The organism is Ureibacillus manganicus DSM 26584, assembly GCF_000772945.1.
Lineage (GTDB): Bacteria > Bacillota > Bacilli > Bacillales_A > Planococcaceae > Ureibacillus > Ureibacillus manganicus.
Genome location: NZ_JPVN01000002.1, coordinates 184,955 through 211,548, shown reverse-complemented (window position 1 = coordinate 211,548; position 26,594 = coordinate 184,955). Strand labels below are relative to the sequence as shown.

At 34.6% G+C, this 26,594-nt stretch carries 24 protein-coding genes; 14 read left to right on the top strand and 10 right to left on the bottom strand.

What is annotated here, in order from left to right:
• Positions 1–200 precede the first annotated feature (200 nt).
• Positions 201–1,178, top strand: a complete 978-nt coding sequence (locus tag CD29_RS02535; RefSeq protein WP_036182491.1) for a nuclease-related domain-containing protein — start codon at positions 201–203, stop codon at positions 1,176–1,178.
• 244 nt (positions 1,179–1,422) lie between these two features.
• Here the strand turns inward: CD29_RS02535 and CD29_RS02530 are convergent, their stop codons facing one another.
• The 5 genes from CD29_RS02530 to CD29_RS02510 all read right to left on the bottom strand — a co-directional run bounded on the left by CD29_RS02530 (position 1,423) and on the right by CD29_RS02510 (position 5,902).
• Positions 1,423–2,991, bottom strand: a complete 1,569-nt coding sequence (locus CD29_RS02530; RefSeq protein WP_036182489.1) for an ABC-F family ATP-binding cassette domain-containing protein — start codon at positions 2,989–2,991, stop codon at positions 1,423–1,425.
• 120 nt (positions 2,992–3,111) lie between these two features.
• Positions 3,112–3,300 carry an SE1832 family protein gene (locus CD29_RS02525; RefSeq protein ID WP_081976115.1) on the bottom strand — a complete coding sequence of 63 codons (189 nt, stop codon included), beginning with the start codon at positions 3,298–3,300 and terminating at the stop codon, positions 3,112–3,114.
• Between the two features lie 170 nt (positions 3,301–3,470).
• Positions 3,471–4,340, bottom strand: coding sequence for a hypothetical protein (locus CD29_RS02520; protein ID WP_036182487.1), 870 nt, complete (start codon positions 4,338–4,340; stop codon positions 3,471–3,473).
• Complete coding sequence (locus tag CD29_RS02515; protein WP_036182485.1) at positions 4,333–4,719, bottom strand: response regulator; 387 nt, start codon at positions 4,717–4,719, stop codon at positions 4,333–4,335. Before CD29_RS02515 ends, CD29_RS02520 begins: the two co-directional genes overlap by 8 nt.
• Before the next feature lie 148 nt (positions 4,720–4,867).
• Complete coding sequence (locus CD29_RS02510) at positions 4,868–5,902, bottom strand: PseG/SpsG family protein (protein WP_088322087.1); 1,035 nt, start codon at positions 5,900–5,902, stop codon at positions 4,868–4,870.
• Positions 5,903–6,413: 511 nt separating this feature from the next.
• Between CD29_RS02510 and CD29_RS02505 the strand changes: the two genes are divergently transcribed.
• Positions 6,414–6,968, top strand: a complete 555-nt coding sequence (locus CD29_RS02505) for an NADPH-dependent FMN reductase (protein ID WP_036182481.1) — start codon at positions 6,414–6,416, stop codon at positions 6,966–6,968.
• A gap of 127 nt (positions 6,969–7,095) precedes the next feature.
• The gene (locus tag CD29_RS19520) at positions 7,096–7,932 is read left to right on the top strand and encodes a hypothetical protein (protein ID WP_052123960.1); all 837 of its coding nucleotides are present in this window, start codon (positions 7,096–7,098) and stop codon (positions 7,930–7,932) included.
• 83 nt (positions 7,933–8,015) lie between these two features.
• Here CD29_RS19520 and CD29_RS02495 read toward each other — a convergent pair whose 3' ends face one another.
• Entirely contained in the window at positions 8,016–9,380 is a 1,365-nt protein-coding gene (locus CD29_RS02495) for an MATE family efflux transporter (protein ID WP_036182479.1), read from the bottom strand.
• 206 nt (positions 9,381–9,586) lie between these two features.
• Between CD29_RS02495 and CD29_RS02490 the strand changes: the two genes are divergently transcribed.
• Positions 9,587–11,083 (top strand): UDP-N-acetylmuramoyl-L-alanyl-D-glutamate--2,6-diaminopimelate ligase, encoded by a 1,497-nt coding sequence (locus CD29_RS02490; RefSeq protein WP_052123959.1) that lies wholly within the window; start codon positions 9,587–9,589, stop codon positions 11,081–11,083.
• A 52-nt stretch (positions 11,084–11,135) separates the two neighbouring features.
• Here CD29_RS02490 and CD29_RS02485 read toward each other — a convergent pair whose 3' ends face one another.
• Positions 11,136–11,951: a ZIP family metal transporter gene (locus tag CD29_RS02485; RefSeq protein ID WP_036182477.1), complete on the bottom strand. Its 816-nt coding sequence runs from the start codon at positions 11,949–11,951 to the stop codon at positions 11,136–11,138.
• Positions 11,952–12,244: 293 nt separating this feature from the next.
• Here CD29_RS02485 and CD29_RS02480 point away from each other — a divergent pair, with 293 nt between their 5' ends.
• A complete protein-coding gene (locus tag CD29_RS02480; RefSeq protein WP_052123958.1) occupies positions 12,245–12,784 on the top strand; it encodes an NADPH-dependent FMN reductase in 540 nt (179 codons plus the stop codon).
• 286 nt (positions 12,785–13,070) lie between these two features.
• Here CD29_RS02480 and hpaB read toward each other — a convergent pair whose 3' ends face one another.
• Positions 13,071–14,525 carry a 4-hydroxyphenylacetate 3-monooxygenase, oxygenase component gene (hpaB, locus tag CD29_RS02475; RefSeq protein WP_036182473.1) on the bottom strand — a complete coding sequence of 485 codons (1,455 nt, stop codon included), beginning with the start codon at positions 14,523–14,525 and terminating at the stop codon, positions 13,071–13,073.
• Positions 14,526–14,688: 163 nt separating this feature from the next.
• Here hpaB and CD29_RS02470 point away from each other — a divergent pair, with 163 nt between their 5' ends.
• From CD29_RS02470 to CD29_RS02460, 3 genes are all read left to right on the top strand, one after another.
• A complete protein-coding gene (locus CD29_RS02470; protein WP_036182471.1) occupies positions 14,689–15,444 on the top strand; it encodes a GTP cyclohydrolase II in 756 nt (251 codons plus the stop codon).
• 129 nt (positions 15,445–15,573) lie between these two features.
• Complete coding sequence (locus CD29_RS02465) at positions 15,574–16,206, top strand: YdhK family protein (RefSeq protein ID WP_036182469.1); 633 nt, start codon at positions 15,574–15,576, stop codon at positions 16,204–16,206.
• Positions 16,207–16,697: 491 nt separating this feature from the next.
• Entirely contained in the window at positions 16,698–17,891 is a 1,194-nt protein-coding gene (locus tag CD29_RS02460; protein WP_036182467.1) for an aminotransferase-like domain-containing protein, read from the top strand.
• A 65-nt stretch (positions 17,892–17,956) separates the two neighbouring features.
• Here CD29_RS02460 and CD29_RS02455 read toward each other — a convergent pair whose 3' ends face one another.
• Positions 17,957–18,229 carry a phage holin family protein gene (locus CD29_RS02455; protein WP_036182465.1) on the bottom strand — a complete coding sequence of 91 codons (273 nt, stop codon included), beginning with the start codon at positions 18,227–18,229 and terminating at the stop codon, positions 17,957–17,959.
• A gap of 192 nt (positions 18,230–18,421) precedes the next feature.
• Between CD29_RS02455 and CD29_RS02450 the strand changes: the two genes are divergently transcribed.
• Complete coding sequence (locus tag CD29_RS02450; protein WP_235801761.1) at positions 18,422–18,919, top strand: DUF4871 domain-containing protein; 498 nt, start codon at positions 18,422–18,424, stop codon at positions 18,917–18,919.
• 277 nt (positions 18,920–19,196) lie between these two features.
• Here CD29_RS02450 and CD29_RS02445 read toward each other — a convergent pair whose 3' ends face one another.
• A complete protein-coding gene (locus CD29_RS02445) occupies positions 19,197–21,389 on the bottom strand; it encodes a DNA topoisomerase III (RefSeq protein ID WP_036182463.1) in 2,193 nt (730 codons plus the stop codon).
• Positions 21,390–21,738: 349 nt separating this feature from the next.
• Here CD29_RS02445 and CD29_RS02440 point away from each other — a divergent pair, with 349 nt between their 5' ends.
• The 5 genes from CD29_RS02440 to CD29_RS19515 all read left to right on the top strand — a co-directional run bounded on the left by CD29_RS02440 (position 21,739) and on the right by CD29_RS19515 (position 26,572).
• Positions 21,739–23,364: a Na/Pi cotransporter family protein gene (locus tag CD29_RS02440; RefSeq protein ID WP_036182461.1), complete on the top strand. Its 1,626-nt coding sequence runs from the start codon at positions 21,739–21,741 to the stop codon at positions 23,362–23,364.
• Between the two features lie 135 nt (positions 23,365–23,499).
• Positions 23,500–23,991 carry a hypothetical protein gene (locus tag CD29_RS02435; RefSeq protein ID WP_036182459.1) on the top strand — a complete coding sequence of 164 codons (492 nt, stop codon included), beginning with the start codon at positions 23,500–23,502 and terminating at the stop codon, positions 23,989–23,991.
• A 169-nt stretch (positions 23,992–24,160) separates the two neighbouring features.
• A complete protein-coding gene (gene ybaK / locus CD29_RS02430) occupies positions 24,161–24,643 on the top strand; it encodes a Cys-tRNA(Pro) deacylase (protein WP_036182457.1) in 483 nt (160 codons plus the stop codon).
• An 84-nt stretch (positions 24,644–24,727) separates the two neighbouring features.
• On the top strand, positions 24,728–25,363 hold the full coding sequence (locus CD29_RS02425) for a YczE/YyaS/YitT family protein (protein WP_036182455.1): 636 nt from the start codon (positions 24,728–24,730) through the stop codon (positions 25,361–25,363).
• Positions 25,364–25,486: 123 nt separating this feature from the next.
• Positions 25,487–26,572 (top strand): redoxin domain-containing protein, encoded by a 1,086-nt coding sequence (locus CD29_RS19515; RefSeq protein WP_052123957.1) that lies wholly within the window; start codon positions 25,487–25,489, stop codon positions 26,570–26,572.
• The last annotated feature ends 22 nt before the right edge of the window (positions 26,573–26,594 follow it).

Here is a 26,594-nt window from a genome sequence, read left to right as displayed (position 1 = left end):
TATAACAATATATACGTTGTCTCTAAAAAAAAGTTTCAAAAACTAAGGAAAAGTTAGTAAATTATGAATTAAAGTTGATAGATTTGTGAATTTAGAAAAATGATTTTTAAGTGAGAGTATGTGGTTGAAAGTGAATTTTCAGAGTTTGATAGATAATAGCGAGACAATTTATACTATGTACAAGTGAGGGGGGAAGGATAATGAGTGAAAAAAAAAGAACAGAGTCAGCAAAATTGCAAGCATTAGAAGCAATTGTAAGGCGTTTTCCTAAAGATGATATCCAATATGATAAATATAAAACACAGTTAGCTTGGGCTAAATCGGGGTTATTTGGAGAACAACGTGTTGATAAAGAATATTTAGATATGAATATTCAAATACCTCATGTTTATTTGTACGGATTAATGACTGAAAATGAAGCAGGATTTCAGCATGAAATAGATTCAATCTTTATATGTCAGCATTTTGTACTTGTGATTGAAATTAAGAACTATTCGGGATTCATAGAGTTTGATGAAAAGACACATCAGTGTATTAAGAAGAACTTTGATGGCGATATTGTAGGATTTAGTAATCCGGTTGATCAAGTTAGAAGGCATAGAAATTTTGTTACTTATAAAATTAGAGAAAAAGGAATTGATATGCCCATTGAGAGTGCATTGATTTTTGCAAATCCTAAATCAATTTTAGGGAAATTACCCTTTAATGATGTACTAGTATTTCACGTAGTAGGACTTCGGTATAAAATACATCAGTTAATTGAAAAGCATACAGATGAAAGGATTACTGTTGAGCAGATGATGTCAATTGGACAACTTGTTAAGTCAATGCATAACAATAAGCCCTGGGAATTCAATATTGATAGGGAAAAACTTCAAAAAGGAGTCCTTTGTAGTGAGTGTAACTATTGTGTTGTAATGAATTATCATCATGGAGGTTGGAAATGTCCACGTTGTGACAACAGAGCTCATAAAGAAGTGTTAGAAGCGCTAGATGATTATCGACTATTGTGGGGGGATCGTATTTCTAATAGAGAATTCAGAGAGTTTATTGGTTTAGCGTCACAGAAGACTGCTTATCGCATTTTAAAAATTTTAAACTTTAAATCAGAAGGGGCAAGTAAAAATAAAAAGTATATAATTCCGCGAGATATTAGAGAACGAATTGACTTGAAATGAAAATGTCCCAAAATTATTTTTTGGATACTTACTTACATGTGTTATTTTTAACATGAATGTCATATATATATCATTCCAGATGCTGTGTTTTACTAAATGTCCGATAACTTTACGAAAGTGTCCGGTAAATCTTCTAAACTGTCCGATAAATCCGAGAAACTGTCCGATAAATCCCCAAAATCCGCATGTAAAAATAAAAAAAACGCGGAGAGCCCACAGAACTACCGCGTTTTTTAATCTATTCTTATAAATCTGTTTTCCCAGTCGTGAACCAATCCTGTACATTCCAAACTTTCGTTGCAAGTCCTTCGTAAAATTCAGGTTCATGGGATACCAATACAATCGTCCCTTTAAATTCTTGCATTGCACGTTTTAATTCAGCTTTCGCATCAACGTCTAAGTGATTTGTAGGTTCGTCAAATACTAGCCAGTTGGAATCTTCCATCATTAATTTACATAAACGTACTTTTGCTTGTTCTCCACCAGATAATGAGTTTAGTGGGCGCGTAATATGGTCCGTTTTAAGGCCCGCTTTTGCTAGTGCGCCTCGAACTTGAGCTTGCTGCAAACTTGGGAAAGCATTCCACACATCATCGATCGGTGTGATTTTGTCTGCTTTTACTTCTTGTTCAAAATAAGAAGGCTTCAAAAAATCACCTAGTATTACTTTTCCACTTAGTGGTTGTATTTTACCTAACATCGTTTTAAGTAAAGTTGATTTCCCTACACCGTTCATACCGACTAAGGCAATTTTCTCTCCACGTTCAATGGTAAATGTAAGTGGTGGTAATAATGGTTTATCTTTATTGTATCCAATACTTAAGTTCTCAGCTTCTACGATAAATCGGCCAGGTGTGCGTGCTTCTTTAAAACTAAATTCAGGTTTGACAGCCGTCTCTGGACGATCGATTCTTTCTAAACGATCTAATTGTTTTTCACGAGATTTTGCACGACCAGTAGTTGAGTAACGTGCTTTATTCTTTGCGATAAACTGTTCTTGCTTCTTAATAAACTCTTGTTGTTTTTCATAAGCATCAATATGTTGGCGTTTATTAATTTCTGCTAACTCTAAAAACTTTTCATAAGTTGCTGTATAACGAGTCATCTTCGTAAATTCTAATTGGAAAATAACATCTACAACACCGTTCATAAACTCTGTGTCATGCGAGATTAATAAAAATGCATGAGGGTAGTTCTTTAAATAGTTTGAAAGCCAAGTAACATGTTCCTCATCAAGATAGTTTGTAGGTTCATCTAGCAATAATACTTTCGGCTTTTCGAGTAATAGTTTTGCGAGTAAAACCTTTGTACGTTGACCACCTGATAGTGCAGCAACATCGCGTTCAAGTCCAATTGCATCTAAACCTAAACCTCGAGCAACTTCTTCAATTTTAATATCTAAAGTGTAAAAATCACCAGCATCTAAAGCATCTTGAATATCAGCCATTTGTTCAAGTAATGTTTCCAATTCTTCTGGTGTAGCGTCGGCCATCTTTGCAGTAATTTCGTTCATTTCTTCTTCTTTTTTATAAAGAGGTAGAAAAGCATCTCGTAATATGTCACGCATAGTACGTCCAGCTGTTAATACCGTATGTTGATCTAAATATCCATAATGTGTACCTGGTAACCATTCAACCTTACCAGTATCATGGATTGTTTGACCTGTAATAATGCCCATTAGAGTCGATTTTCCAACTCCATTTGCCCCTACTAGGCCGATATGGTCGCCTTCTACAAGACGAAAAGATACATCTTTAAATAGGGTACGATCCCCAAAAGAATGGCCTAAGTTTTCAACTGTTAATATTGCCATAACAATTTGTTCCTCCAAATATTCTAAATTTATTAATGAATGCATTATGCATAAATCTATTAGTAATCATAAGTAACACTTTTTAATAGGCTAACGAATTTAAACAGAAAAAAACGCGGGTTATGACAACTCCGCTAGTTGCTTATTTAGTTCTGCAAGTTGTTTTTCCATACATTCAAGGCGCTGTTGAGCCTGTGCTACTGATCCAGCATGACCTGTTTGTTCAAGCTTTTCCATATCACCTTGTAAATTCATATAGTCCATTTTCAATTCAAGAATTTGTTGTTCAAGTTCTTTTTTGGTAATCATGACTTGTTACCCCTTTATCACGAATTTTATCACTCTATTCTAACATAGGATAGATAACTATTTCATTATTAAATGAATCCCAATTATAGGAGAGGGGATAGGTGTACACATTAGGATTTCATAAATAAAAAAACTCCGTATGAGTGAACCTCACACAGAGCTAGTTTAAATTACGAAAGTACTAGTTGGAAAGACCCTTTAGACGAATGAACGTTAACGATTAGAGAACCTTCGTAAAGTGGTGTGCTTTCCTGTATTTGTTGAGGGTTCATCGTTAACTCAATACCCCAATTAGACATATTAACTAAGTAAATACCGTTATGTAAATTTAGGAATTCACTGACTGCATCTTTTGCAAGTGCATCCACTACAGTTAAATCTTCTTCTGCATATACTGAAGCTACAGCTAAAAGTGCATCTTCATTCATACTGAAGCCAGTTTTTAAAGATGCTTCTCCAACGATATCTTGGCTAATGAACCAATTAGTACTTTCTAAGCTACTATTATCTGCAACCTCTAAATAGACTTGGCTATCGATAAATCGAATCATATTTTTGGCAAATAAAGAGATGTACTTGCCATACTTTTCTTGTAAGCTAACATCTTCCGAGCTTAAAATGTTTTCTACTAAAGTATCAATGTTGCCATTTCGAATGGCTTCAAACTGATCATCCGATAGGCTAAAACCTTTTTTATATTCAGAAAGAGCAGTTCCAAATTCATCGATTGTCATATACTTGCGATCAACAAGGGCTTGTGCAAGATATAGATGGCCTTGTTTTTGATTTGAAATAAGTGCTTCTACTTGTGCTTCTGTTAAATAACCTAATTCAACAGCAATCTCACCGAAACGTTTGTCCACTTGCTTTTGTTTTTCATGAACTTCCTCAACTTGACCAGTTGTCATGAATCCTTCATCAACTGCGATGACACCAAATTTTACATGAACTGATTTTTGGTATTCTAATGCATCTGCTAGTTGATCAAGTGTAATTAACCCACGATTTAATAGGTAATGACCAAAGTATTGGCTAAACATTTTCATTTCCCTCCTTTAAAACCTTCTCAATAATATGAGCAACAGAGTCTAGGGAAATTGGCTTTTGAATAAAGTCATATGCGCCGTTTGAAAGTGCCTCTTTTAAGTGATCGCTTGTGCCGACTGAAGATGCCATTATTACTTTTACATCTGGATTAATCGCTTTAATCTCTTTTAATGCAGTGATACCATCTTTGTCAGGCATGACAATATCTAAGAAAATAACATCAGGATTTAATTCTTTCGCTTTTTCTACTGCTTGTACACCATTTTCAGCTTCATAAATTGTTTCGCATTTACATTTTTCAAGTGTAGATCTTAATTTTTTACGTATAAGCATCGAATCATCGCAGATTAATACCGATAAGTTGTTTACCATATTCCGCCAGCTCCTTGTAAATATATTCCTTCAATTACTATAGTACTAAAAATTATTTCAATTTTGAATATTTAGTAATAAAAAAAGCCGACACAAAATGATGGTGTCGACTGTTTGACAAACATTGTAATTCTTTTGTACTAGAAAACTATAAAGAAACCATATTATGACGTTCGTATGCAAAGTCTAATAACAGTGATTTTAATACTTCATTGTTATCAACAATCTCTAATTCTAATTGTTTACGAACTGCTCGTTCGCGTCTTGACTCATGTAATAACAGTTCCATTACGGCATTTTGAATATTGGATTGTTTCATTTTTCTACCAAGACCTAAATGAATAAATCCATGGTTTTCTCTAGGGAACGTATTATTTAATTCTAGGTCATTTTGTGCCGCAGTAATACATGGAACTCCAACTGCAGCCACTTTATAAGGAGAATAGCTAGCGTTGCAAATAACAATATCCGCCTCAGTTAATAATTGTTCTAATGCCCGTTCATGTTTAAAGATTTTCGTATTACGTCTTGTTAGTACCATCATTTGTAAATCTTCTACAGAATGCTTATAATCACGGTCAATCGCAACCGTTACTTTTAACGGAATGTTTAATTGAGTTAAATGTCGTAAAGTGCGATACGTTAGATTATTTTCATCCCCATCTTCATAAGCAACTACGATGTGGGGAGGGCTGGATAATTCGTTTGACGCTCGTGACTCAGAAATATTCCGAATTGTTTCTGTAACAGCAAAAGCATATGGCCCAGCCAGTATGTTTTGTGCCATATTTTCTTTTGCTTCTTCAAATAAAGCAAGTATATTACAATCTGCAAATTGTGCACCTTCTCCGAAGTCATCAAAATGCACAAGTGTTTTACAATAAGGTTTTAATTGTTCTACATGTTCAATCAGTGTATCTTTCCCATCTTGAACAATTAAGTCTGGTTGTAGATTTCGGATATGCTTTGATAACTCACTGTAATGGTTAAATAAAATCGGTGAAATTTGCTCATTTGCAAATATTTGAACCCCATCATTACTAGAAGTTTTTAGGAATACTGAAACCGTTTCTACCTTGTCCAATAATTTTGCAAGGGTTGCAGCACGTTCAAGAGGGTAAAGTCCTTTCGTTTGGCAATATTCTACAATAAAAGCAATCTTCTTTTTTTCTGATAGTTTCACTGTATTATTGTTCAAGAGAATCCCATCCTTTCCAATCCATACTAAGTTATGGTGTAAACTGCTAAAGTATGTGTAAAAAATAGTAAATTACCTTGGGAAATTGTTTTTAACATTCCTCGTTGACGAAAATGTTACTTTTCAAAAATTAGTTTTGGATTTTAAAAATGTATGCAGTTTGCCTAAAGAAAATGAAAAATTTAAAAAAATTGTGAACAAAGTTGGGAAGAATTTAGAGAAATCTTGGAATAATATAGTGAGAAGTAGGATTATGAGGGAAGAATAACAAGCTAAAATTTAAGACAAAAGACTGAACTTTCTTTCTTTCCAATCTTGTTTCCTATTCCTTACTTGTTTCATCTGTTAAAATGGAAATAAAAGTGGCATCCTTTAAGGGAATTCACTTTGTGCTTCTTACTACTATTAGAAGCGCGTGATAATAAGTCTCTCGCGAGTAACAACATAAGTAGTTGAATGAAGTAAAATGGAATAGAGATAGAAGGGGAAATACAACATGAAGATTCTACTTGTAGACGGCACAGTGTTTGGTACAAAAACAGGTGCAGTACTACGTCAAGTTGAGCAATATATTCAGGAATATGATCGTAGTCTCCAACTTGAAATATTATACTTTTCAAAATTAAAACATCAGATTTTAGATGGCAGTCCACTCAATGAGGATATGCAAATGATGATTCAAAAAATAGAAGATGCAGATGGATATATTTTTGCTACACCAATATATCAAGCTTCAATTCCTGGTGTATTGAAAAATGCGTTAGATATGATTTCACCTAAAGCATTACGTTATAAACCAGCATCAATTGTTGCAACTGGTGGCACATACCAACACCATCTTGTCGTTGAAAATCAATTTAAACCAATACTTGATTACTTCCGCTGTTTAGTTACTCCAAATTATGTATATACACATTCATCCCATTTCGATAAAAACGATGAAATAATTGATGAAGATATTCAAAATCGACTTCGAGAATTGGCTAGAGTATTTGTACAGTACTGTAAACTAAGTCAAACGTTACCGAAGCAACCAGTAGATAACCATTAAAAACATGGCACAAATAATGTGTCGTGTTTTTTTCTTTTTACCCGAGTTTGTTGTATATATCTTAACCTTTGTGCCATAACCTAGAGAATTTGCATACTATAGAAAAGAAAATAGGGGGTGTTTTTAAGTGGGATTGTTTATAAATAAAAAACAGCACCCAGATGTCTTTAAAAACAAAGGTGCGCTCATTGAGCCGAACCAAGTTGAATATTGTATAAATGCATTTACTGAATTCGTTAAGGAGCAAAAGGCTTCTAATAATTCCATAAGTAAAGCAATTGATAAGGTACACATTAACCAAGATAAATTTCATCTTCAACAAAATAGAAAAATGTCTGGTATGGAAGAACGAATCTTTGAGCTTAGAAACCTTCATAGAGAGCATGAAAAATTAGAAAAACAAATCCTGTCATGGTTACAAAGACTTGAGAATAAACAATCAAATCTACTAACACTTATTCAAAATGAACAAAGGGACAAAAAAGAACTAACAACACAGTTACAAACAATTTCTAACACTCAAGTGGAAGTTCTAAACGAATTAAATGAACTTGTTAAGGCAAAAGAGGGAATCCAAGAAAGATTAGAAATAATCTCATCAATTAAAGATGAGATTATGAGCCAATTCCAATTAGTCAATTCGACAAATGAACAAATTCTAAATAAAATAGATGAACAAATAGTTCAGCAGCATCAAGTTGCCGATAAACTTACAAAACTGGAAGACACACAACAAGAAGTACTTACTAGAGTGGATGGTCAGGAAGGGATTATCGATAAAATTATTCATCAAATCGATCATGTACGATTTGTATTATTTGAACGTACAAATTACCTAGAAGAAAAAATGGAAAAAGTTTATGAGCAAGCAGTAAATTATATCTCAAAAATAAAGAATAATGTGATTCCTACATCAACGATTGACGTAAGTAAAGGTGAAGTTGAAGAAAAGAAAGATGTATAAACCTATAAACCAATTAATCGGTTTATAGGTTTTATTTTGCTATAACAAAAAAGCGCAGAAATGCGCTTTTTTAGATTTAGTAATTATTTTTTAGATGTTGCTGGTACTAACGCATAACGCTCCCATTTACGACTCTTCCATCTAAAGAAAACGATAATTGCGCGGCACCATTCATCAGCAGCGATCGCTAACCAAACTCCAACTAACCCCAAATCAAATACAAAGACAAGTAAATAGCCTAGAGGTAAACTCATACAGATCATCGAGAAAAAACCAATTTTTACAGGGAAACGTGCATCACCCGTTGCACGAAGTGTATTGATGATCGTTATATTCATTGTACGTCCTGTTTCAAGTAAGATGCTTAATAATAATACAGAAACCCCAATACGAATAACTTCTGGATTATCAGTAAATACATCCATTAAAGGCTCCCGGAAAATCATTACAATAGCTACCATCACTAAGGTGAAAATCATTGCGGCCTTTACACTGCCCCAAAGTTGTTTATAAGCAGCATCTTGCTCACCTGCACCTACATAACGTCCTACAATAATGGCTGTCCCCATACCGATAGCCATTGCAAAAAGATAAGTAAACATTGAAATATTTACTGCATATTGGCGAGCAGCAAGAGCTTCTGTTCCAAGGTAAGTAACATAGTATAAGAAAACAATTTGACATACCTGGTACATAATTTGCTCTAAAGCACTTGGGATTCCAATAGACAAAATTTTTCGTACATAGTCTTTAGAAAAGGTAAAGAATGTTTTGAGCTGTACCTTTACTTCTAACACTTGGTAAAATAACCAAATGAATACGAATACTGCAAGCAGGCGACTAACTACTGTTGAAATAGCGGCTCCTTGAACGCCAAGTTCTGGTGCACCAAAGTTACCGAATATTAATATGTAGTTACCTACGACGTGAAGTATGTTCATACCAAGTGATACATACATCGTTTGCTGTGTCCATCCATGAACACGAATAATAGCAGCTAGTGATGTCATGATAGCCTGTAAAAAGATGCAGCCACCAACGATAATTAAGTAGCTACTTGCATATTCAAGTACATCGCCTTGAAGATTCATCATCTTCATTAAATAATCTGACGTTAAAATGAAGACAATGGAGATAATTAACCCAACACAAATATTTAGTGTAACCGCTAGTGCTGAAATCTTTGTAGCTTCATGATATTGACGTGATCCAAGATATTGAGAAACGACAATTGAAGCGCCACTGCCAACAACCCCTAAAATTAAAATAGCAATCTGAATATATTGGTTAGCCGTTCCCACACCAGAGACAGCATCATCAGATACTGACGCTAGCATGAATGTGTCAGCTACCCCCATTAACATGAATAAGAAAATCTCTAAGAAAATTGGCCAAGTTAATTGAAATAGTCCAAGTTTTTCCTTAGGACGCTGAATTGTTTCTGTCATACTTAACCTCTTTCCAAATGGTTAATTTCATTTTTAAAAATAAAAATATATTACCATAAAAAAGTACTGTTAGGATAAATTTTTTAAAGATTTCTATTGAAGACAGTTTTCTTTGAAAAATATGAAATCTTTTGGAAAGAATAAAAAGATAAGTTATGAAAAGGTCGATTGTTTTTTTGATTTGCATCTTAGGAGTGAACCACAAAGTGAACTTAGCAAAATTACTAGAACCTTTAATAAAGATTGATGATAAACTACATTCTTTTAAAATTGAAGGAATATCGATAAATTCAAAAGGAGTAGAACAGAACACTCTTTTCATTGCAATTTCGGGTGAAAGTGTGAATGGTCATGAATTTATTGAGGAGGCAATTCGAAACGGTGCAGTAGCAATTGTTGGGGAAAAGAATCTTGATGAGTTAGGAATAGAAAGATTAGAGGACGCTACGTTTATGAAGGGGAAGATAGGACCTAACGAACTTAGTGAATATTCAATCCCTTACATACAAGTTGAAAATAGTAGAAAGGCCCTTGCCAAAATTGCATGTCAGTTTTATGGAAATCCAACAAAGAATAAAACTGTAATTGGAATTACAGGAACAAATGGTAAAACAACTACATCTTTTATGTTGAAGAAAATACTCGAAGATGCGGGAAATACTTGTACGTTGTTTGGGTCCATACATAATGAGGTAAATGGACAAGTTACACCTTCTATTAATACAACACCTGATGCACTGGAATTACAAAATCGACTAGCCCAGTCAAATGATGATTTTGTAATACTTGAAGTCTCCTCCCATGGGATATCCCAACACAGAATTGAAGGGATTGAATTTGATTATTGTTTGTTTACAAATCTAGACCATGAACATCTAGATTACCATCATGATATGGAAGATTATTTTAATGTAAAAACAACCCTTTTTGAACAGCTAAAACCTACTGGAAAAGCAATTATTAATGGATTTGACCTATGGGGGACGAAGTTATCAAAACAACTTATTGCAGACAATAAGCAAGTTATTCTTTTAGGGCAGAATGTTCAATTGAAGGAATGGCATTCGTGCTTTGGCAAACTTACAAGTTTTGATGGAGACGACATTGATTTGCATTTGCAAGTATTAGGTAAACACAATATTCTTAATGCTTCTATGGCCCTATTAACTGCGCGAGAATTAGGGATTACAAAGGAGAGTATTGTTCAATCACTACTTCAATTCTCGGGAGTTCCAGGTAGATTTGAAATTCTCACACACCCGAAAGGTGCAAAAATTGTCATTGATTATGCACATACACATGATGCCTTTTCGCAGTGTTTACAAACGATTAAAGAACAAGGTGCTAAACGTATTTTTCATATTTTCGGATTTAGAGGAAACCGAGATCAAACGAAAAGACAACCTATGGTGGAGATATCTAAGGAATTATGTGATTTAACGCTTTTAACACTGGATGATTTAAATGGAACTACTAAAGAGTCAATGGAGCAAACACTCCATGAATTACATGGTGCTGTAATTCTTGATCGAACAATTGCAATTAAGCAAGTATTAGAATTGGCAAATGAGGGAGATTGGGTTTGTATTACTGGAAAAGGACACGAAACGTATAAAGAAAAATTTCAGTATCCTACCGCAACGGACAAGGAAACAGTTGATTTTTTCACTAAAGATTTTAACAAAAACAACAATTATCAATAATTTAAAAGGGTGTACGGAAAATGCAATATTTTTTGTACACCCTTTCTTTGGTTCATCCTAAGGCAACATCTAAAATCATCATGATTGTAAATCCAAGCATTAAACTAATAACAGCTAAATCCTCATTGCCATTTTCCTGTGAGCTAGGAATAACTTCTTCGGCAACAACAAAAATCATTGCACCAGCTGCAAAGGCTAATGCGAGTGGTAATAATGGTGCAATAAAAGCCACAGCTAAAAATCCAATGACAGCTGAAATTGGTTCGACCATTCCAGAAAACTGTCCAAACATAAAGCTTTTCCTTTTTGACATTCCATCCCTTAGTAGGGGCATTGATACAGCGACGCCCTCGGGAATATTCTGAATACCTATTCCAATTGCGAGTGCTAGAGCTCCAGCCAATGAAGCAGAAGGGGAACCAATTGCAACTGCACCAAAGGATACACCAATTGCTAAACCTTCAGGTATATTATGAAGTGTAATGGCAAGTACAAGTAGTGTGCTTCTTTTTCTTTTTTTAGGTAAGATCCCTTCTGCAGTTTTAATATGTGCATTTGGATGAAGGTGTGGTAGTAGCTTGTCTACTGAAAATAAGAACAAGCCTCCGAGTAAAAATCCAATAGCAACAGGAACCCAAGCAGGAAATCTCCCACCTTCAGCCATTTCTAGGGCAGGGGAAAGTAGTGACCAAAAGCTTGCTGCAATCATAACGCCCCCCGCAAATCCAAGCATAAAATCCAAATAGCGTTGGCTAAACTTTCTCGTGGTGAATACTAAAGCAGCCCCCAAAGCGGTCATACCCCAAGTAAAAATAGTAGCGAAAATTACTTGTTGAAAAGTTGTTAGCTCAAGAAAGTAATCAATCATTTTCTACATGCACCTCATTCGGACACAAATTATTAATGTTGTCACAATACATCTTTTAGGAAATAGTAAGCTTCCTCTATACATAAGTCAAAAATAATAATATGTAATTTAGCATTCTTTAACACAAGTGTATGAAAGAATAGAAGATTATTTGCAAGTTTGTAAAAGCAGATGTGTTGACTGACTAAATTTAAGGTGATAATATTATCTCGAATTCATTATATTAGAATTCAAGGCATTATATTTTTACCACACAATGCTAAACAATTACAACAATATTGGAGGAACATACATTGGTTAAAATTGGTATTATCTTAGGTTCAACACGTGACGGACGCGTAAGTCCACAAGTAGGTGCATGGGTTAAAGAAATCGCTGACAAACGCGGAGATGCAGAATATGAAATCATCGATATCGCAGATTTCAAATTACCATTTTTAGGTGAAGCAGGCGGAGACACTTCTGGAGTAGCAGCTTGGTCACAAGCAGTTGCAAAACAAGACGGTTTCGTATTCATCACTCAAGAATATAACCACTCAATTACAGGTGCTCTTAAAAACGCATTAGACTTCCTACGTGAAGAATGGAACAACAAAGCTGCTGGTATCGTTTCTTACGGTTCAGTAGGTGGAGCTCGTGCAGCTGAACATTTACGTGGAATTTTAGGTGAATTATCAGTTGCTGACGTACGTGTACACCCAGCTTTATCTTTATTCACTGACTTTGTAAATGGTAATGAGTTCAAACCATCTGAACACCAAGTACAATCAGTAAACGATATGTTAGACCAAGTTATTCCTTGGGCAACAGCTTTAAAAACAATCCGTAACTAATTATCGGGTAGAACTTTTCGGTGTATGGAAAATACAATTGGGAAAGTAATCTAAAAAAAAGTTGGCAAAGTCAACATTATAAAAACCGAACTATTACAATGAAGCTCTAAGATTTAGAGATTCATAGTAGTTCGGTTTTTTGTTTTTGAGAGGAGTTGTCGCGAAAAGAAGTTTTTCGTGACACCTGCACATCTTTTACAAGGTGAGATGTCCCGAAATCCATTCATAAGAAACCCCCGCTACAGATTTTAATGCAGAGCTATACCCTAACCCGCCGTAACAACCTCTATTTATCTTCAATATTCAAGATCAAGAACTGACTCACTGTATTTACATATTTTTCTTTTGGATAACTCTTATATAAATCACTTGCAATGCGAATCGGATCGCCGAAAAAGTATCGTTCATATTGAGTTTGTCGTGTTCCAAAAGAACTCATCGTCAAATCCCATGCTAAGCGAAAAATTTTTACACGATCTAATGCAGAGCGATTTGCACCTTGAAGGTAAAGACTTAAATCTCTACTTATTTCTGAAGTGAATGCTTTTTCTGTTGGCAATGTTATGATTCCACTTGCACTAATCAACTGTATAATTTCTGTAAAGCGCGGATAAATCTTAGGGAATACGTTACTTGCTACTTTCAGTGGAATAATATTCGGTCGAATAAAACCCCATTCATCTAAAGTAGCGTCATTTTCTGCCTTTTCTAACAATGCCTTCATTGTTTCTAACCCAATGATCATTTCGGATAATTTTTCTTGTACATGTTGAAATTCGCTAATGTTAATCGTGTCGACTATTAGTTCAGCAATTCCCAACAGAAACTCTGTTTTTACAATTTGTCTTGTAAGAACCTGGTGTTTTGCATAATGATGAAATGCACTTTGTTGTGTGAATTCTTCGGCAACCTCTGCATTGTTATAATAAAACACCCGATCCCAAGGAACGAGTACATTATCAAATACGACAACGGAATCCATTTCTTCGTACCTTGAACTTAGTGGATGGTCGAAATTAGACTCTCCACCTAAAAAGGTGTCCCTAAAAATGAACTTCAATCCTTGTGTGTTTGATGGAATAGCAAAGGCAAAAGCCTCATCTTCATTAAAAAGAAAACGCCCTACACTAAATACTAGAACCTCATCAGTTAATCCGCCTTGTGTTGCTAATAAACGTGCACCTTTAATAATAATTCCTTGCTCATTTTCTCCGACTACCTTTGCTGCGATTGGTTCTTTAGAATTTTCAATATATATTTGCGATCGATTTACTTGAGGACTAATGAAAGTATGAGTTAATGATATGTCATTTTCTCTCGCATACTCAAAAAAGGAACGAAGGTTATTTGGAAAACAATTTTCTTTGCCTTCTAAATAATTTGCACAGCATGCAAAGCTCATTAAAACGGAATTCAAATAATCGGGAGTTCTTCCCATAATACCGTTTGTGGCTTTCGCCCAATGCTCCATCATCTTTCTTTTTTTTCTTAAATCCTCAATTGTTTTTGGTTGCAAATAAGAAAGTCCAACTGCATCACCAGTCAATGGTGAAGGAAAAGTCATTTCATCTTTTACCTTGTCATCATGTTGTAAATCATAAAGAGACGCCTTTGATTGCATAAATCCTTTAAAAGCGTGGTGTTCGGAGATTAATTCATCAATCTTTTCACCATTAAGCCAAATTTCAGGTTTCAATTTATTTATACGATCGATAAATTCTTTGCCATTGATTGCTCCCATAAGAAACACCCCAAATGATTAATGAAAAACATATACTATTTTATTTTTATAAAACGAATTGGGTTCTCCTTTTGAGAAAACTTTTAAACAAAAGCCTGTGTATTTTCAAAACAAACATAAAAATAATCGAATAATCCACACTAATGTAAGGGAGGAATTGTCCGTGAAAAACACCAAATTAGATGCGAAGGTATTACCGATATTAGAAGAAAAAATTACTTTAATTCGTACAGATGAAGGCGGTATTTACTTAGTAGGTCCAGTCAACTTGCCAGTCAATTTATACGGTGAAACAATTAAGATGAAATGGTATTGCTGGTTAAATTGTAAAGAAGTGACAGAGGATTTTGAAAAGATCATCGATAAATTAACAGATTTGAATTTGGCTGAAATGCAACAGTCTAGCGTACTCGTTTATGGAGATTTTGAACATGAGGATGATGCAATCATTAGAATGCATTCAATTTGCCATACTGGTGATATTTTTGGTAGTAAACGATGTGATTGTGGTTATCAGTTAAAAGAATCGATGAAACGAATTGTGGAGCATGGTACAGGCGCACTCTTTTATCTAGCAAATCATGAAGGTAGGGGAATCGGCTTATTTAGCAAGGCAATGGCGTACATACTTCAAGAGAATGGGTATGACACAGTTGATGCAAATTATGCATTAGGTTTTGTAAATGATTCTAGAAATTATGATGACGCTATCCATGTGTTAAAGGCACTTCGTACAAAACCAGTTTCACTTGTAACGAACAATCCTAAAAAATTAGAAGCATTAAAGGATGCAGGACTTGAACTTTTGAGCAGAAAACCTATTTGGGGTGATGTTTCTGAATATAATCGAAATTATTTAGAAACTAAAATTCAACGTTCTGGCCACATAAGTGAAGACGGTACATGCTGTAATGATTAGACAATAAGTCAAAAATTAAGATGTTCAAAAACGTTTTGAACATCTTTTTTAACGAATCCTCATGCATAGAAAGTTAGTAAATGTTGAATCCTTTTAATATAGAAACGTAAAACTTCTAGGAGGGTCATCATGAAAAATAGACTAATTTTCGGAGCAGTGTCTCTTTTATTATTATTACTATTAGCTGCGTGTGGAAACGATAATGCAAAAAGTGGGGATACAAATAACACAAACAACACAGCAAATTCTGGTGCTGATGTGACGAACAAAGATGCAAATATGGCAAGCGAAGAAGCTCAATCAAATCAAACGGATCAAACGATGGATTCTGAATTAACTAATAATGCGACACTTTCTGAAATTCCTGAAGGTATGAAGGTAGCAGAAAATTCAAAGTTTAAAGTTGGCGATGAAGTGACTATAAATGCAGAACATGAAGAAGACATGAAGGGATCCAACGGGACAATTACAGGTGCCTTTGACACAATCGTCTACTCCGTATCCTACCAACCTACCCACGATGATTTCCGGGAAGAAAATCATAAGTGGGTCGTTCAAGAGGAATTACAGGGAATAGATGAGGAGATGTTAGTGCCTGGTTCTGAAGTTATTATTGAAACAAACCAAGAAGAAGGAATGTTTGGAGCTGAAGGTGAAATCGATACAGCTGAAAAAACCATTGTTTATATGGTTGAATACATTTCTACACAAGGGACTTCCCACAAAAAGTGGTTTAAAGAAAGTGAATTGTCAGCTAAATAAATAGTCAGCCAAATAATATTTATATGAGGCTGGGACAAAAGATAATTTTCAACCAAAAGTCAGTATTACGTATAATAAAAATCTGCTAACGCCATATTAGAAAGTCGTCGCTTCCGAGGCATGCGAAGACTCTCTCGAAAATGCTAAAGCATTTTCTCGTTGCGATGATGATTCAATGAAGCATTCCTTGTCCTGCAGGACGTAGAAGCAGTCATGAGACCCCGGAGAGCTTTAGCTCCCGGAGGCTCATGGCTTCCCTGCGGAAAGCGAAGCATGCATCGGAAACGAACGTCGCTATATCAAAAAGGTACAATACCAATTGAATGATGGATTGTACCTTTTTTACTTATGTCCCAGCCTTATTTTTTGTCTAAAAATTTGGATAAATATCCCTTTGAAGTTTTCGTAATAGTCTGATAAAATCATATAACACTGATTTGGATATAGAGAATCCTTTCAGCGATCATTAGCGCAGGAAGAAGGAAATAGTTATGAAGTACTCAGATAAAATTATTAATACACCATCCTCATTTATTCGCAATATATTAAAGGTTGCAAGTAGCGAGGATGTAATTTCATTTGCAGGGGGATTACCTAATCCAATATCATTTCCAATAGTTGAATTACAAAAGACAATTAATGATGCAATTGAAGAACATGGCCCAAAATTATTCCAATATTCAACGACAGAAGGATACTTACCACTTCGACAATATATAGCAAATAAATATAACAATAATTTCGGAATATCCATTGAGCCAGAGGATATCTTAATTACAACTGGTTCACAACAAGCTTTAGAAATGATTTCCCAAGTACTTATTAATAAGGGTGAAGGAATTATTGTAGAAGAACCTGGCTATTTAGGTGCACTGCAAGCGTTCAGCTTAACTGAACCAACTTTTTATCCTGTACCGTTAACAGAAGAAGGGTTAAATGTTGAACAACTAACTCAAACACTATTAGAGAATCCGCACATTAAATTTATTTATACCGTTCCAAACTTTCAAAATCCTACAGGTATAACTTATACACGAGAAAATCGTGAGGCAATCTATGAAGTTGTGAAGAATTTTGATGTTGTTTTAATAGAAGATGATCCATACGGTGACCTTCGCTGGAGAGGTGAAAAGCTACCATACATTGGAGCAGGCCGACTTGAAAATTCAGTAATACTAGGTTCATTTTCTAAGATAGTTACACCTGGTTTTCGTATAGGCTATTTGGTTACGAAAAATAAAGAATTATTGAATCATGTAAACACTGCAAAACAAGCAACAGATTTACATACAAATATTTTCTCTCAAATTGTAATACACGACTATTTAGCTAAAAATGATCTAGTCACACATATTGCTAAAATTACAGATTTATATCAAGCACAAGCTAGTGCAATGCAAGAAGCGATGGATAAATATTTTCCACCAACTGTAAAATATACGAAACCTGATGGCGGGATGTTTATGTGGGTAACTTTAGATGAAGGCCTTTCTGCTCTAGAATTATTCCATAAAGCAATGGATGCAAAAGTTGCCTTTGTGCCTGGTGATCCATTTTATACATGTAAAGAAAACGTTAATACTTTACGTTTAAACTATACGAATTCATCGCCAGAAGTTATTGAAGAAGGGATCAAACGTTTAGGAAAAATATTATATGAAGTAACTGCAAAAGAATTAGTATAAATGTAAAGCTAATTTATACATACCAGTCTGGTGTGTATGAATCAGCTTTTCTTTTGGTAATTGAATTATCTATTTTTATCATCAGTACGTATTCTAACATGGATTAAATCTTTAAGTAGGATGGATACTCCTGCAACAAGTACACCCTCAACAAATGATTGTATGATAAAGCCGTAATATAAAAAACAGGAAATGACGCTAATACCAATAATAATCCATGCATGTGTCCAAGGCGCAAGGCGTGGTGTCTGTCTTAGGAGTAGCAAGATGATATATAGTACAGGAATTAGCACATAAGACTTAGGGTCAATGAATGCTGCTAAAAAATCCACCTCCAATCAAACTACCTCCTCTCGCTTTTTATTACTAATTTATTCATTAAAATGAGAGGGAGATAGTGAATTGCCTAAATATATTACTATATATGAAGTTTCTTTCTTTCTACTATTTTTTAGAGTATTTTAGTAATATTTACAAGTTGTCTGCTATAACTTATCTAGAGGTTAGTATAAGGGAGTGCGGTGAGTATAGTGAAATATGTAAAGCTATTCATGTTGTTAGTATTAACAGGACTTATTGGTGTTGGTTGTGCAGAAGCAGGGGAAAAGAAGTTTGCATTTCCTGACGACCTGCCTGAGTTTGTGTTGGAAAGTGACTTTGACATTATTGACTGGGAACGTCAAGCAGGTGAATTTGATGGAATGGTAGGAAATCAAAATATGGTTGGAGTAATTGGAGCAGATATGCCCAGTCTAAATGGTCAAAAGTGGATGTGGCATTTATGGGGGATTGACGAGGTATTAGGTAAGGAGCTTACGGTTGTAGGGTATCATAAAGAGACTGAAACGATTCATCCCATCCTAACGAGTAGCAATGATAGTTGGTCAGTAACTCTAGCTGGAGAAAACAATGGAGCAGATGCACATACACCATCATCGGTAAAATTTACAGAACCGGGTGAATGGGCGCTGTTATTATATGTGAACGAGGAGCTTTTCGATATTATAGTATTGAATATTAATGAATAAAAGCTGGGACAAATTATTGTCCCAGCTTTGTTTTCAGTTTGTACTTAGGTAATTCTTAATCAAATTTAAGTCCCTTTAAAGCTTCTGCAAGTGCATTGTTTACAGGTTCTTCCTCTTTTTGCACCTGCGCTACGTAGTTGCTCGGTGCAGAAAATTAAAATTGTTATCTAATCAAATTTAAGTCCCTTTAAAGCTTCAGCGAGCGCATTGTTTACAGGTTCTTCTTCTTTTTGCACCTGCGCTACATAGTTGCTCGGTGCAGAAAATAAAGTGGTGTCTAATCGAATTTCAGTCCCTTTAATGCTTCTGCAAGAGCATTGTTTACAGGTTCATCTTCTTTTTGTTGCTGTTTTAAATATTTTTGTACAGAACGCTTATCAACTTTGCCTCCACCATCTTTTTTGCGTCGTGCTTCAAAAGCAGATAGTTTTTCACGGTGTCCACATTGACATACGAATATTTGGCCGTCGCCTTCACCACGTAATTCAAGCTTCTTGTGGCAATTCGGACAGCGAGCATTTGTCACGCGGGACACGTTTTTACGATGTCCACAATCGCGATCTTGGCAAACGAGCATTTTTCCTTTTTTGCCGTTCACTTCAAGCATTGGTTTTCCACAGTCAGGACAGGATTTTGTGGAGATATTATCATGTTTATATTTTTTATCGCTCGATTTTATTTCTGAAACGATTTCTTTTGTATAAGTTTTCATTTCGTTGATAAAAACGTCTTTCTTCAATTGACCTTTTGCGATCTTTTCGAGTTTCATTTCCCATTCTGCAGTTAGGGCAGGGGATTTTAACTCTTCAGGGACTAAGTCAAGAAGTTGTCGCCCTTTAGACGTTAAATAAATATCTTTGCCACCACGTTTTTCAATTAAGAATGAATTGAATAGCTTATCAATAATATCTGCACGAGTTGCTACAGTTCCAAGTCCGCCAGTTGATTTTAACGTATCGGCAAGTTTTTTATCTTGCGTTTCCATGTATTTTACCGGGTTCTCCATTGCAGATAAGAGACTAGCTTCTGTAAATCTTGCTGGTGGTTTAGTTTGGCCAGAGGTTTGAACTACCAATTTAATTGATAAGTTTTGCCCTTTTTCAATGCGTGGCAAAATTTGTTCTTTTACATCATCATTTGAATCCTCATCATCGAAATGATGTCCATAAACTTCCTTCCAACCATTTGAAAGAATCGTTTTTCCTCTTGCGATAAACGTCTCATCTCCGATTTTTGCATGTAACGTTAGTTGTTCGTATTCAAATGGAGGAAACAAAACAGCTAAAAAGCGTTTCACTACTAAATCATAAATCTTACGTTCTTTGTCGGTAAATTTTGCCATTTGTACAATGCCCTCTGTGGGGATGATTGCATGATGGTCACTTACTTTACTATCATCTACAAAAGCTTTCGTTGCTTTAATAGGTTTAGTTAAAATCTTATTAGTTAAAGATCGGTATTCGCCAATTCCACATGCTTTCAAACGTTCAGGAATTGTTGCGACAATGTCACTAGATAAATAACGAGAATCTGTACGTGGATAAGTTAACACTTTATGTTGTTCATATAATTTCTGCATTATATTTAATGTTTCTTTTGCAGAATAACCAAAGATTTTATTGGCATCACGTTGAAGTTCAGTTAAATCGTATAATCCCGGTGCGAAGGATTTTTTGGCTTTACGCTCAATATCAGTTACAACAGCATCTTTAGAGCCAAGTTTTTGAACAGTTGCATCGATTTTTTCTTTGTTAAAACTACGATTGTTTCCATTCGCATCTTGCCAAGTTAAGCGCAAATTGTCTGTTGTATTTGCTTCAATTCCGTAGTAGGTTTGTGATTTGAAGTTTTTAATTTCATCTTCTCGAGCTGCAATAATTGCAACAGTTGGCGTTTGAACACGGCCACAATTTAATTGAGCGTTGAATCGTGTCGTTAAAGCGCGGGTAGCATTTAAACCGATATACCAATCTGCTTCTGAACGGGCAACTGCGGATTCATATAAGTTTTCATAGGCTTTCCCAGGCTTTAAGTTTTTGAATCCGTCTTTAATTGCTTTATCTGTCACTGATGAAATCCATAAGCGTTTTATCGGTTTACGAACTTTTGCTTTTTCAATAATCCATCGTGCTACAAGTTCACCTTCGCGACCAGCATCAGTAGCAATGATAATATCTGATACATCGGCACGTAATAATTGTGATTTTACGCTATTAAATTGCTTACCAGATTGTTTAATGACTGTTAGTTTTAAGCGATCTGGTAACATCGGTAAATCTTCTAAATTCCACGTTTTATATTTCACATCGTAACTTTCTGGATCTGCTAATGTGACGAGATGGCCTAATGCCCAAGTAACTATATATTGGTCACCTTCAAGAAAACCATTTCCTTTTTTTGTACATTTCAAAACGTTAGCTATATCACGTGCGACAGAAGGTTTTTCTGCAAGTACTAAACTTTTTGCCATTGCCAAACATCCTTTCTAACTACCATAGAAATTAATATAGCATATGATAAGAGTTGTTTCAGTGAAAGCGTATGATTGTAATGCAATATGCAAAAAGTATTAGAAATTAAATGATTGAAGTATTAACAATTAATCTCAATATTTAAAAGGTAATTATAGCCTTGTATAAATGAAATAAACTTTAATTGTATTATAAATTTTTTTTGTTAAATCTATGAAATGTGAATATTGTATTAAGGTATTGTAAAGGTATTGTAAATTTTATATTTCAAAATTGTAAAATCATTTACACTAGAGGGCGAAATATGAATAATAGTGTCGAAGACATTGGAAGGGTGGAAACTACTTAATGGATTGGCAGACGATGTTATTCCAATTCCTAGGAGGACTAGGGCTATTTTTATTTGCTATAAAATTTATGGGTGATGGTCTGCAAAAAGCAGCAGGAGATCGACTACGCGAGATTTTAGATAGATTTACGACAAATCCATTAATGGGTGTGTTGGTAGGTATACTCGTTACAGTATTGATACAATCCAGTTCAGGTACAACAGTCATTACAGTAGGACTAGTTAGTGCTGGGTTTATGAATCTAAGACAGGCAATTGGCGTTATTATGGGTGCTAATATTGGTACTACAATAACTGCGTTTATCATTGGATTTGATGTTGGAACTTATGCCTACCCTATTATGGCACTAGGCGCGGTTTTACTTTTCTTCTTTAAAAAGAACAGCATTCAAAATATCGGTCAAATATTATTTGGTTTTGCTGGCCTATTCATCGGTCTTGAAATGATGGGTGATGGGATGAAACCATTACGAGGCGCTGAAGCATTTATAGATTTAACTGTAAGTTTTAGTGAATTTCCAATCTTAGGTGTAGTAGCAGGTACAATCTTTACTTTAATTGTTCAATCTTCATCTGCAACAGTAGGTATTTTGCAAGAATTATATGGTGGAGGTCTAATTCCACTTGGAGGAGCATTGCCAGTATTATTTGGTGATAACATTGGGACAACTATTACTGCAATATTAGCCTCTTTAGGAGCATCAGTTGTAGCTCGTCGTGCTGCAGCTGCCCATGTGATGTTCAACGTTATAGGAACTGTAATTTTCATGCTTATATTACCGTTGTTTGTTAATTATGTAGAGTGGATATCTGGAGTTCTAAATTTAGATGAAAAAATGCAAATCGCATTTGCTCACGGTACATTCAACGTTTTAAATACGATTATTCAACTTCCATTTGTTGCAGCAATTGCTTATATTGTTACAAAAATTGTTCCTGGAGAAGATAAAACAATTGAATATTCACCTAAATATATCGACCGGTCGTTAATTGAAACTTCACCTTCAATTGCTTTAGGACAAGCAAAGGAGGAAGTAGTCCGTATGGGAGACTTTGCTATTAGAGGTCTTCAAGAGTCACAAGAATTTCTATTTACTTTAGATTCTAAACATATAGGTATTACTGAGCAAATAGAAGAAGCCATCAATAATTTAGATCGTGTAATTACAGACTATTTAGTAGAATTATCAAAAGAATCTTTGTCAGGAAATGATTCAAAACTTCACCATAGCCTATTGCAAAATATACGAGATATTGAACGAGTTGGTGACCATGTAGAAAACTTAGTAGAACTGACTCAATATAGTGTTACAAATCGTGTGAAATTTAGCGTTGAAGCTGAAGAAGAACTAAAAGAAATGTTTAATCTTGTTCTGGATACAGTGAGTGTTGCAATACTAGCATTAGATAAACAAAGTAAGGAATTAGCAAGAAAAGTTTTAGAAGATGAAAATCGTATTGACGAATTAGAGCGTGTATTAAGGAAGCGACATATTTATCGTTTAAATAATGGAGAATGTTCTGGTTCAGCTGGTATTGTTTTTGCTGACATTATTAGTAATTTAGAACGTGTTGGGGACCATGCAGTAAATATCGCTGGAACTATACTAGAAGAAAACTTGTAAAATTTACCTGTGTAAAGTAATCAATCTTTACACAGGTATTTTTTTGGTAGCTGATTAAATGAAGAAACTTGTAGACATACTGTAATAAAGTGGTAAAATAATCGATATTAAAATTCTTAAAGAGTGGTGAGGAATTTGAAGATTTTAAGTTCATTAAATGATAACTATAAATTAGAAGAACGAAAATTTGAATCTCAACGTAAAGAGATGGCAAAAGCTTATAAAAGATCATCTACTTTTATAGAAGCAAGTAAAAATCCAGTAAATAATTTAATCAATGACTTACTAAAATCTGAAATCGACTTACCAAAACAATTGTTAAAACCAATCATAAACACTGAAATAAGTCTTGCGGAGTTAGAAGTAGCAAGTTCAAGCCATTTTGATGATGGAGAATTTGAACTAAATCGATTTCATCATTTGAAAAATGATATATTACATCGTTACGAAAAAACAAAAACAGATTACCTTGCAACAACATATGAAACAGCTATAAAAGAAAATATATTTAGAAATGATTTAAAGTACAGAAAATTTCAGAAAGCCATTTCTTCCTATAAATTTCACATGAATTTGGCTCACAACACTTTTGTTAATGGTAAATCACAGTACATTATAACTGCATAGAAATTTGAACTCTCAGTAATACTGAGGGTTTATTTTAATTTCTAAAATCCCTATTAGAGGAAATAAATTGAAATACAGTTAAAAAATTTAGTTGGAAAGATGTATATCTTATAATAGAATACATTTATTCAATACAAAATTTCGTAATGAACAAAGGGGAAGTCAACACGTGGCAAAACAGAAAACATCAAAAACAAATGCTGTTCGATTGTTAGACCAAGGAAAAATTCCTTATGATTTGTTTGAATATGAAGTAGATGAACATATTGACGGAGTTTCTGCAGCTGCTAAAATAGGCCAACCCGTTTCTCACGTTTATAAAACACTTGTTACAGAGGCTGGAGCAGGTAAATATTTTGTATTTGTCATTCCAGTTTCAAATGAACTTGACCTGAAAAAATGTGCAAAGGTTGCTGGTGAAAAGAAACTTGAAATGATTCACGTTAACGATTTGCTTAAAACGACTGGTTACATTCGTGGAGGTTGTTCACCTATTGGAATGAAGAAGCTCTTTCCTACATTTGTTCATGATGGTGCAAGCGACCTTGATTACTTTATCGTAAGTGCTGGAAAAAGAGGCATGCAAATTAAACTAGCGCCAAATGATCTACTGAAAACTACTAAAGGACAATTTGCTGATATAATAAAATAATAGCTAGTCAATTACCATTAATTAAAATAGTATTCATAGGATTACATATAGGTAGATATATAGAAAGAAGGCAAATGAGAGGGAATGAGAAAAGTATATTCGTGGCGATGGGCGTTCTTTTTTGTAGGAATCGTCATTTTATCATTAGGGGTTTCAATGGTGATCAAAGGTGCAGAATTAGGAACGAGTGCTTGGGATGTTCTTCATATTGCGCTATTTGAAAACTTTGGATTAACAATCGGCACGTGGAATATTATTACAGGTCTACTTGTAATAGGATTTACTTCAATAATGAAACGTCAATTCCCGAAAATTGGAACTTGGATTAATATGGTAGTATGTGGATTTTTTATAGACTTATTTTATTGGATTTTGCCAGCATCCACTTCATTGACAACATCAATCATTTATTATTTATTAGGATTACTCGTTTTAGGATTTGGATGTGCAATGTACATTGCGCCGAACTTAGGGGCTGGACCGAGAGATTCACTTATGATGTGGATTGTCGAAAGATTTGGCGGTTCAATCAGGGTAGCTAGGATGAGTGTTGAGTTAGCTGTTGCCCTTATAGGTTGGATTTTAGGTGGTCCACTAGGGGTAGGGACAGTTATTATCGCAGTATTTTCAGGATATGTTATACAATTTTCACTACCATATTGCCGCAAAATGCTACTAAAAGCAATTGGTGATGTGGAAGAAATGAAACCATTTTTTTAATCACTTTTCATTCTCGTAAAAGATTCGTAGTCTTTTACGAGTTTTTTTATTATTTTCAAAAAAATATTTAAAGTATAATTGGGAACAACTTAGGTTGGTGTCAGTTAAAGGAGGCGAAAACAATTGTCGTATATTGAGGTTGGTAATATTTCTGTTAAAACTGAATGGGCTGCATTCCTATTAGCACTTGTTTTATTTATGTTAGCGGAGAAATTATTTTATAAAAAATCGGAGTCTTTTTTTCAAGATGCGTTGTTTTATTACATAATTGTGTGGAAACTAAGCTATATCCTCATTGAGTGGCCGATGTTTATTAAAAATCCAATATCTGCTCTTTATTTTAGTGGTGGTGTATGGGGACATATTTTAGCAGTAATAGTAGTTTCAATGATTCTAATTTATAGAACTAAAATACAGTCGAAAATTTTAGATTGGTACGGCTGGCTCTATTCGTTTTTAGAGTTTTATCTATTATTCCAAGGGAGTGAATTCCTTCTTACAAGTGAATGGGTTGCTGGAGCCGTTATTATAATAGCTTATGTTTACGTTGCAATTAGAAATAATAATAAGGAAAATTCAACCAAGCTTTTTATTTTAATTCTATTAAATTCTATCTTTTTAGCTTATAATCAAAAACTTTTTGCATTAGAAGGATGGCTGTTCATTAGTATAAGTACGATTGCTTTGTTATTAATTGTATTGAAAGAACGACACCTTCTAAAAAATATTTTATCTTGGGTGTTCATTGTCATATTAGCCGCCTCTGTTGCATTAAATTTTGAGAAGGACAAGAAAACTATTGTAATAGGAGAGGCAACTGATTTTGAGTTGCAGACAATCTCTGGGGAAACAGTTAGATTATCAGATTACCGTGGCAAAAAAGTAATATTAAATTTTTGGGCTACTTGGTGTCCGCCGTGTAAAGCAGAAATGCCACATATGCAGAAATTCTACGAAGAACATGGGGATGAAATTGAGGTAATTGCGGTGAATTTAACTAGTAGGGACAATGGTGTTGAAGCCGTAGAGAAGTTTGTAGGCGACAACGGGTTAACATTCACCATTCCACTAGATGTAAATGGAGAGTATGGCGATGCATATGAAATTTTCTCGATACCGACCACATATATTATAGATGAGAAGGGGCAAATCTATCAAAAAATCGTCGGTCCAATGGATAAAAACACACTTGAATCATTTTTAAATTAAGTACTAAGGTACACGCATTATA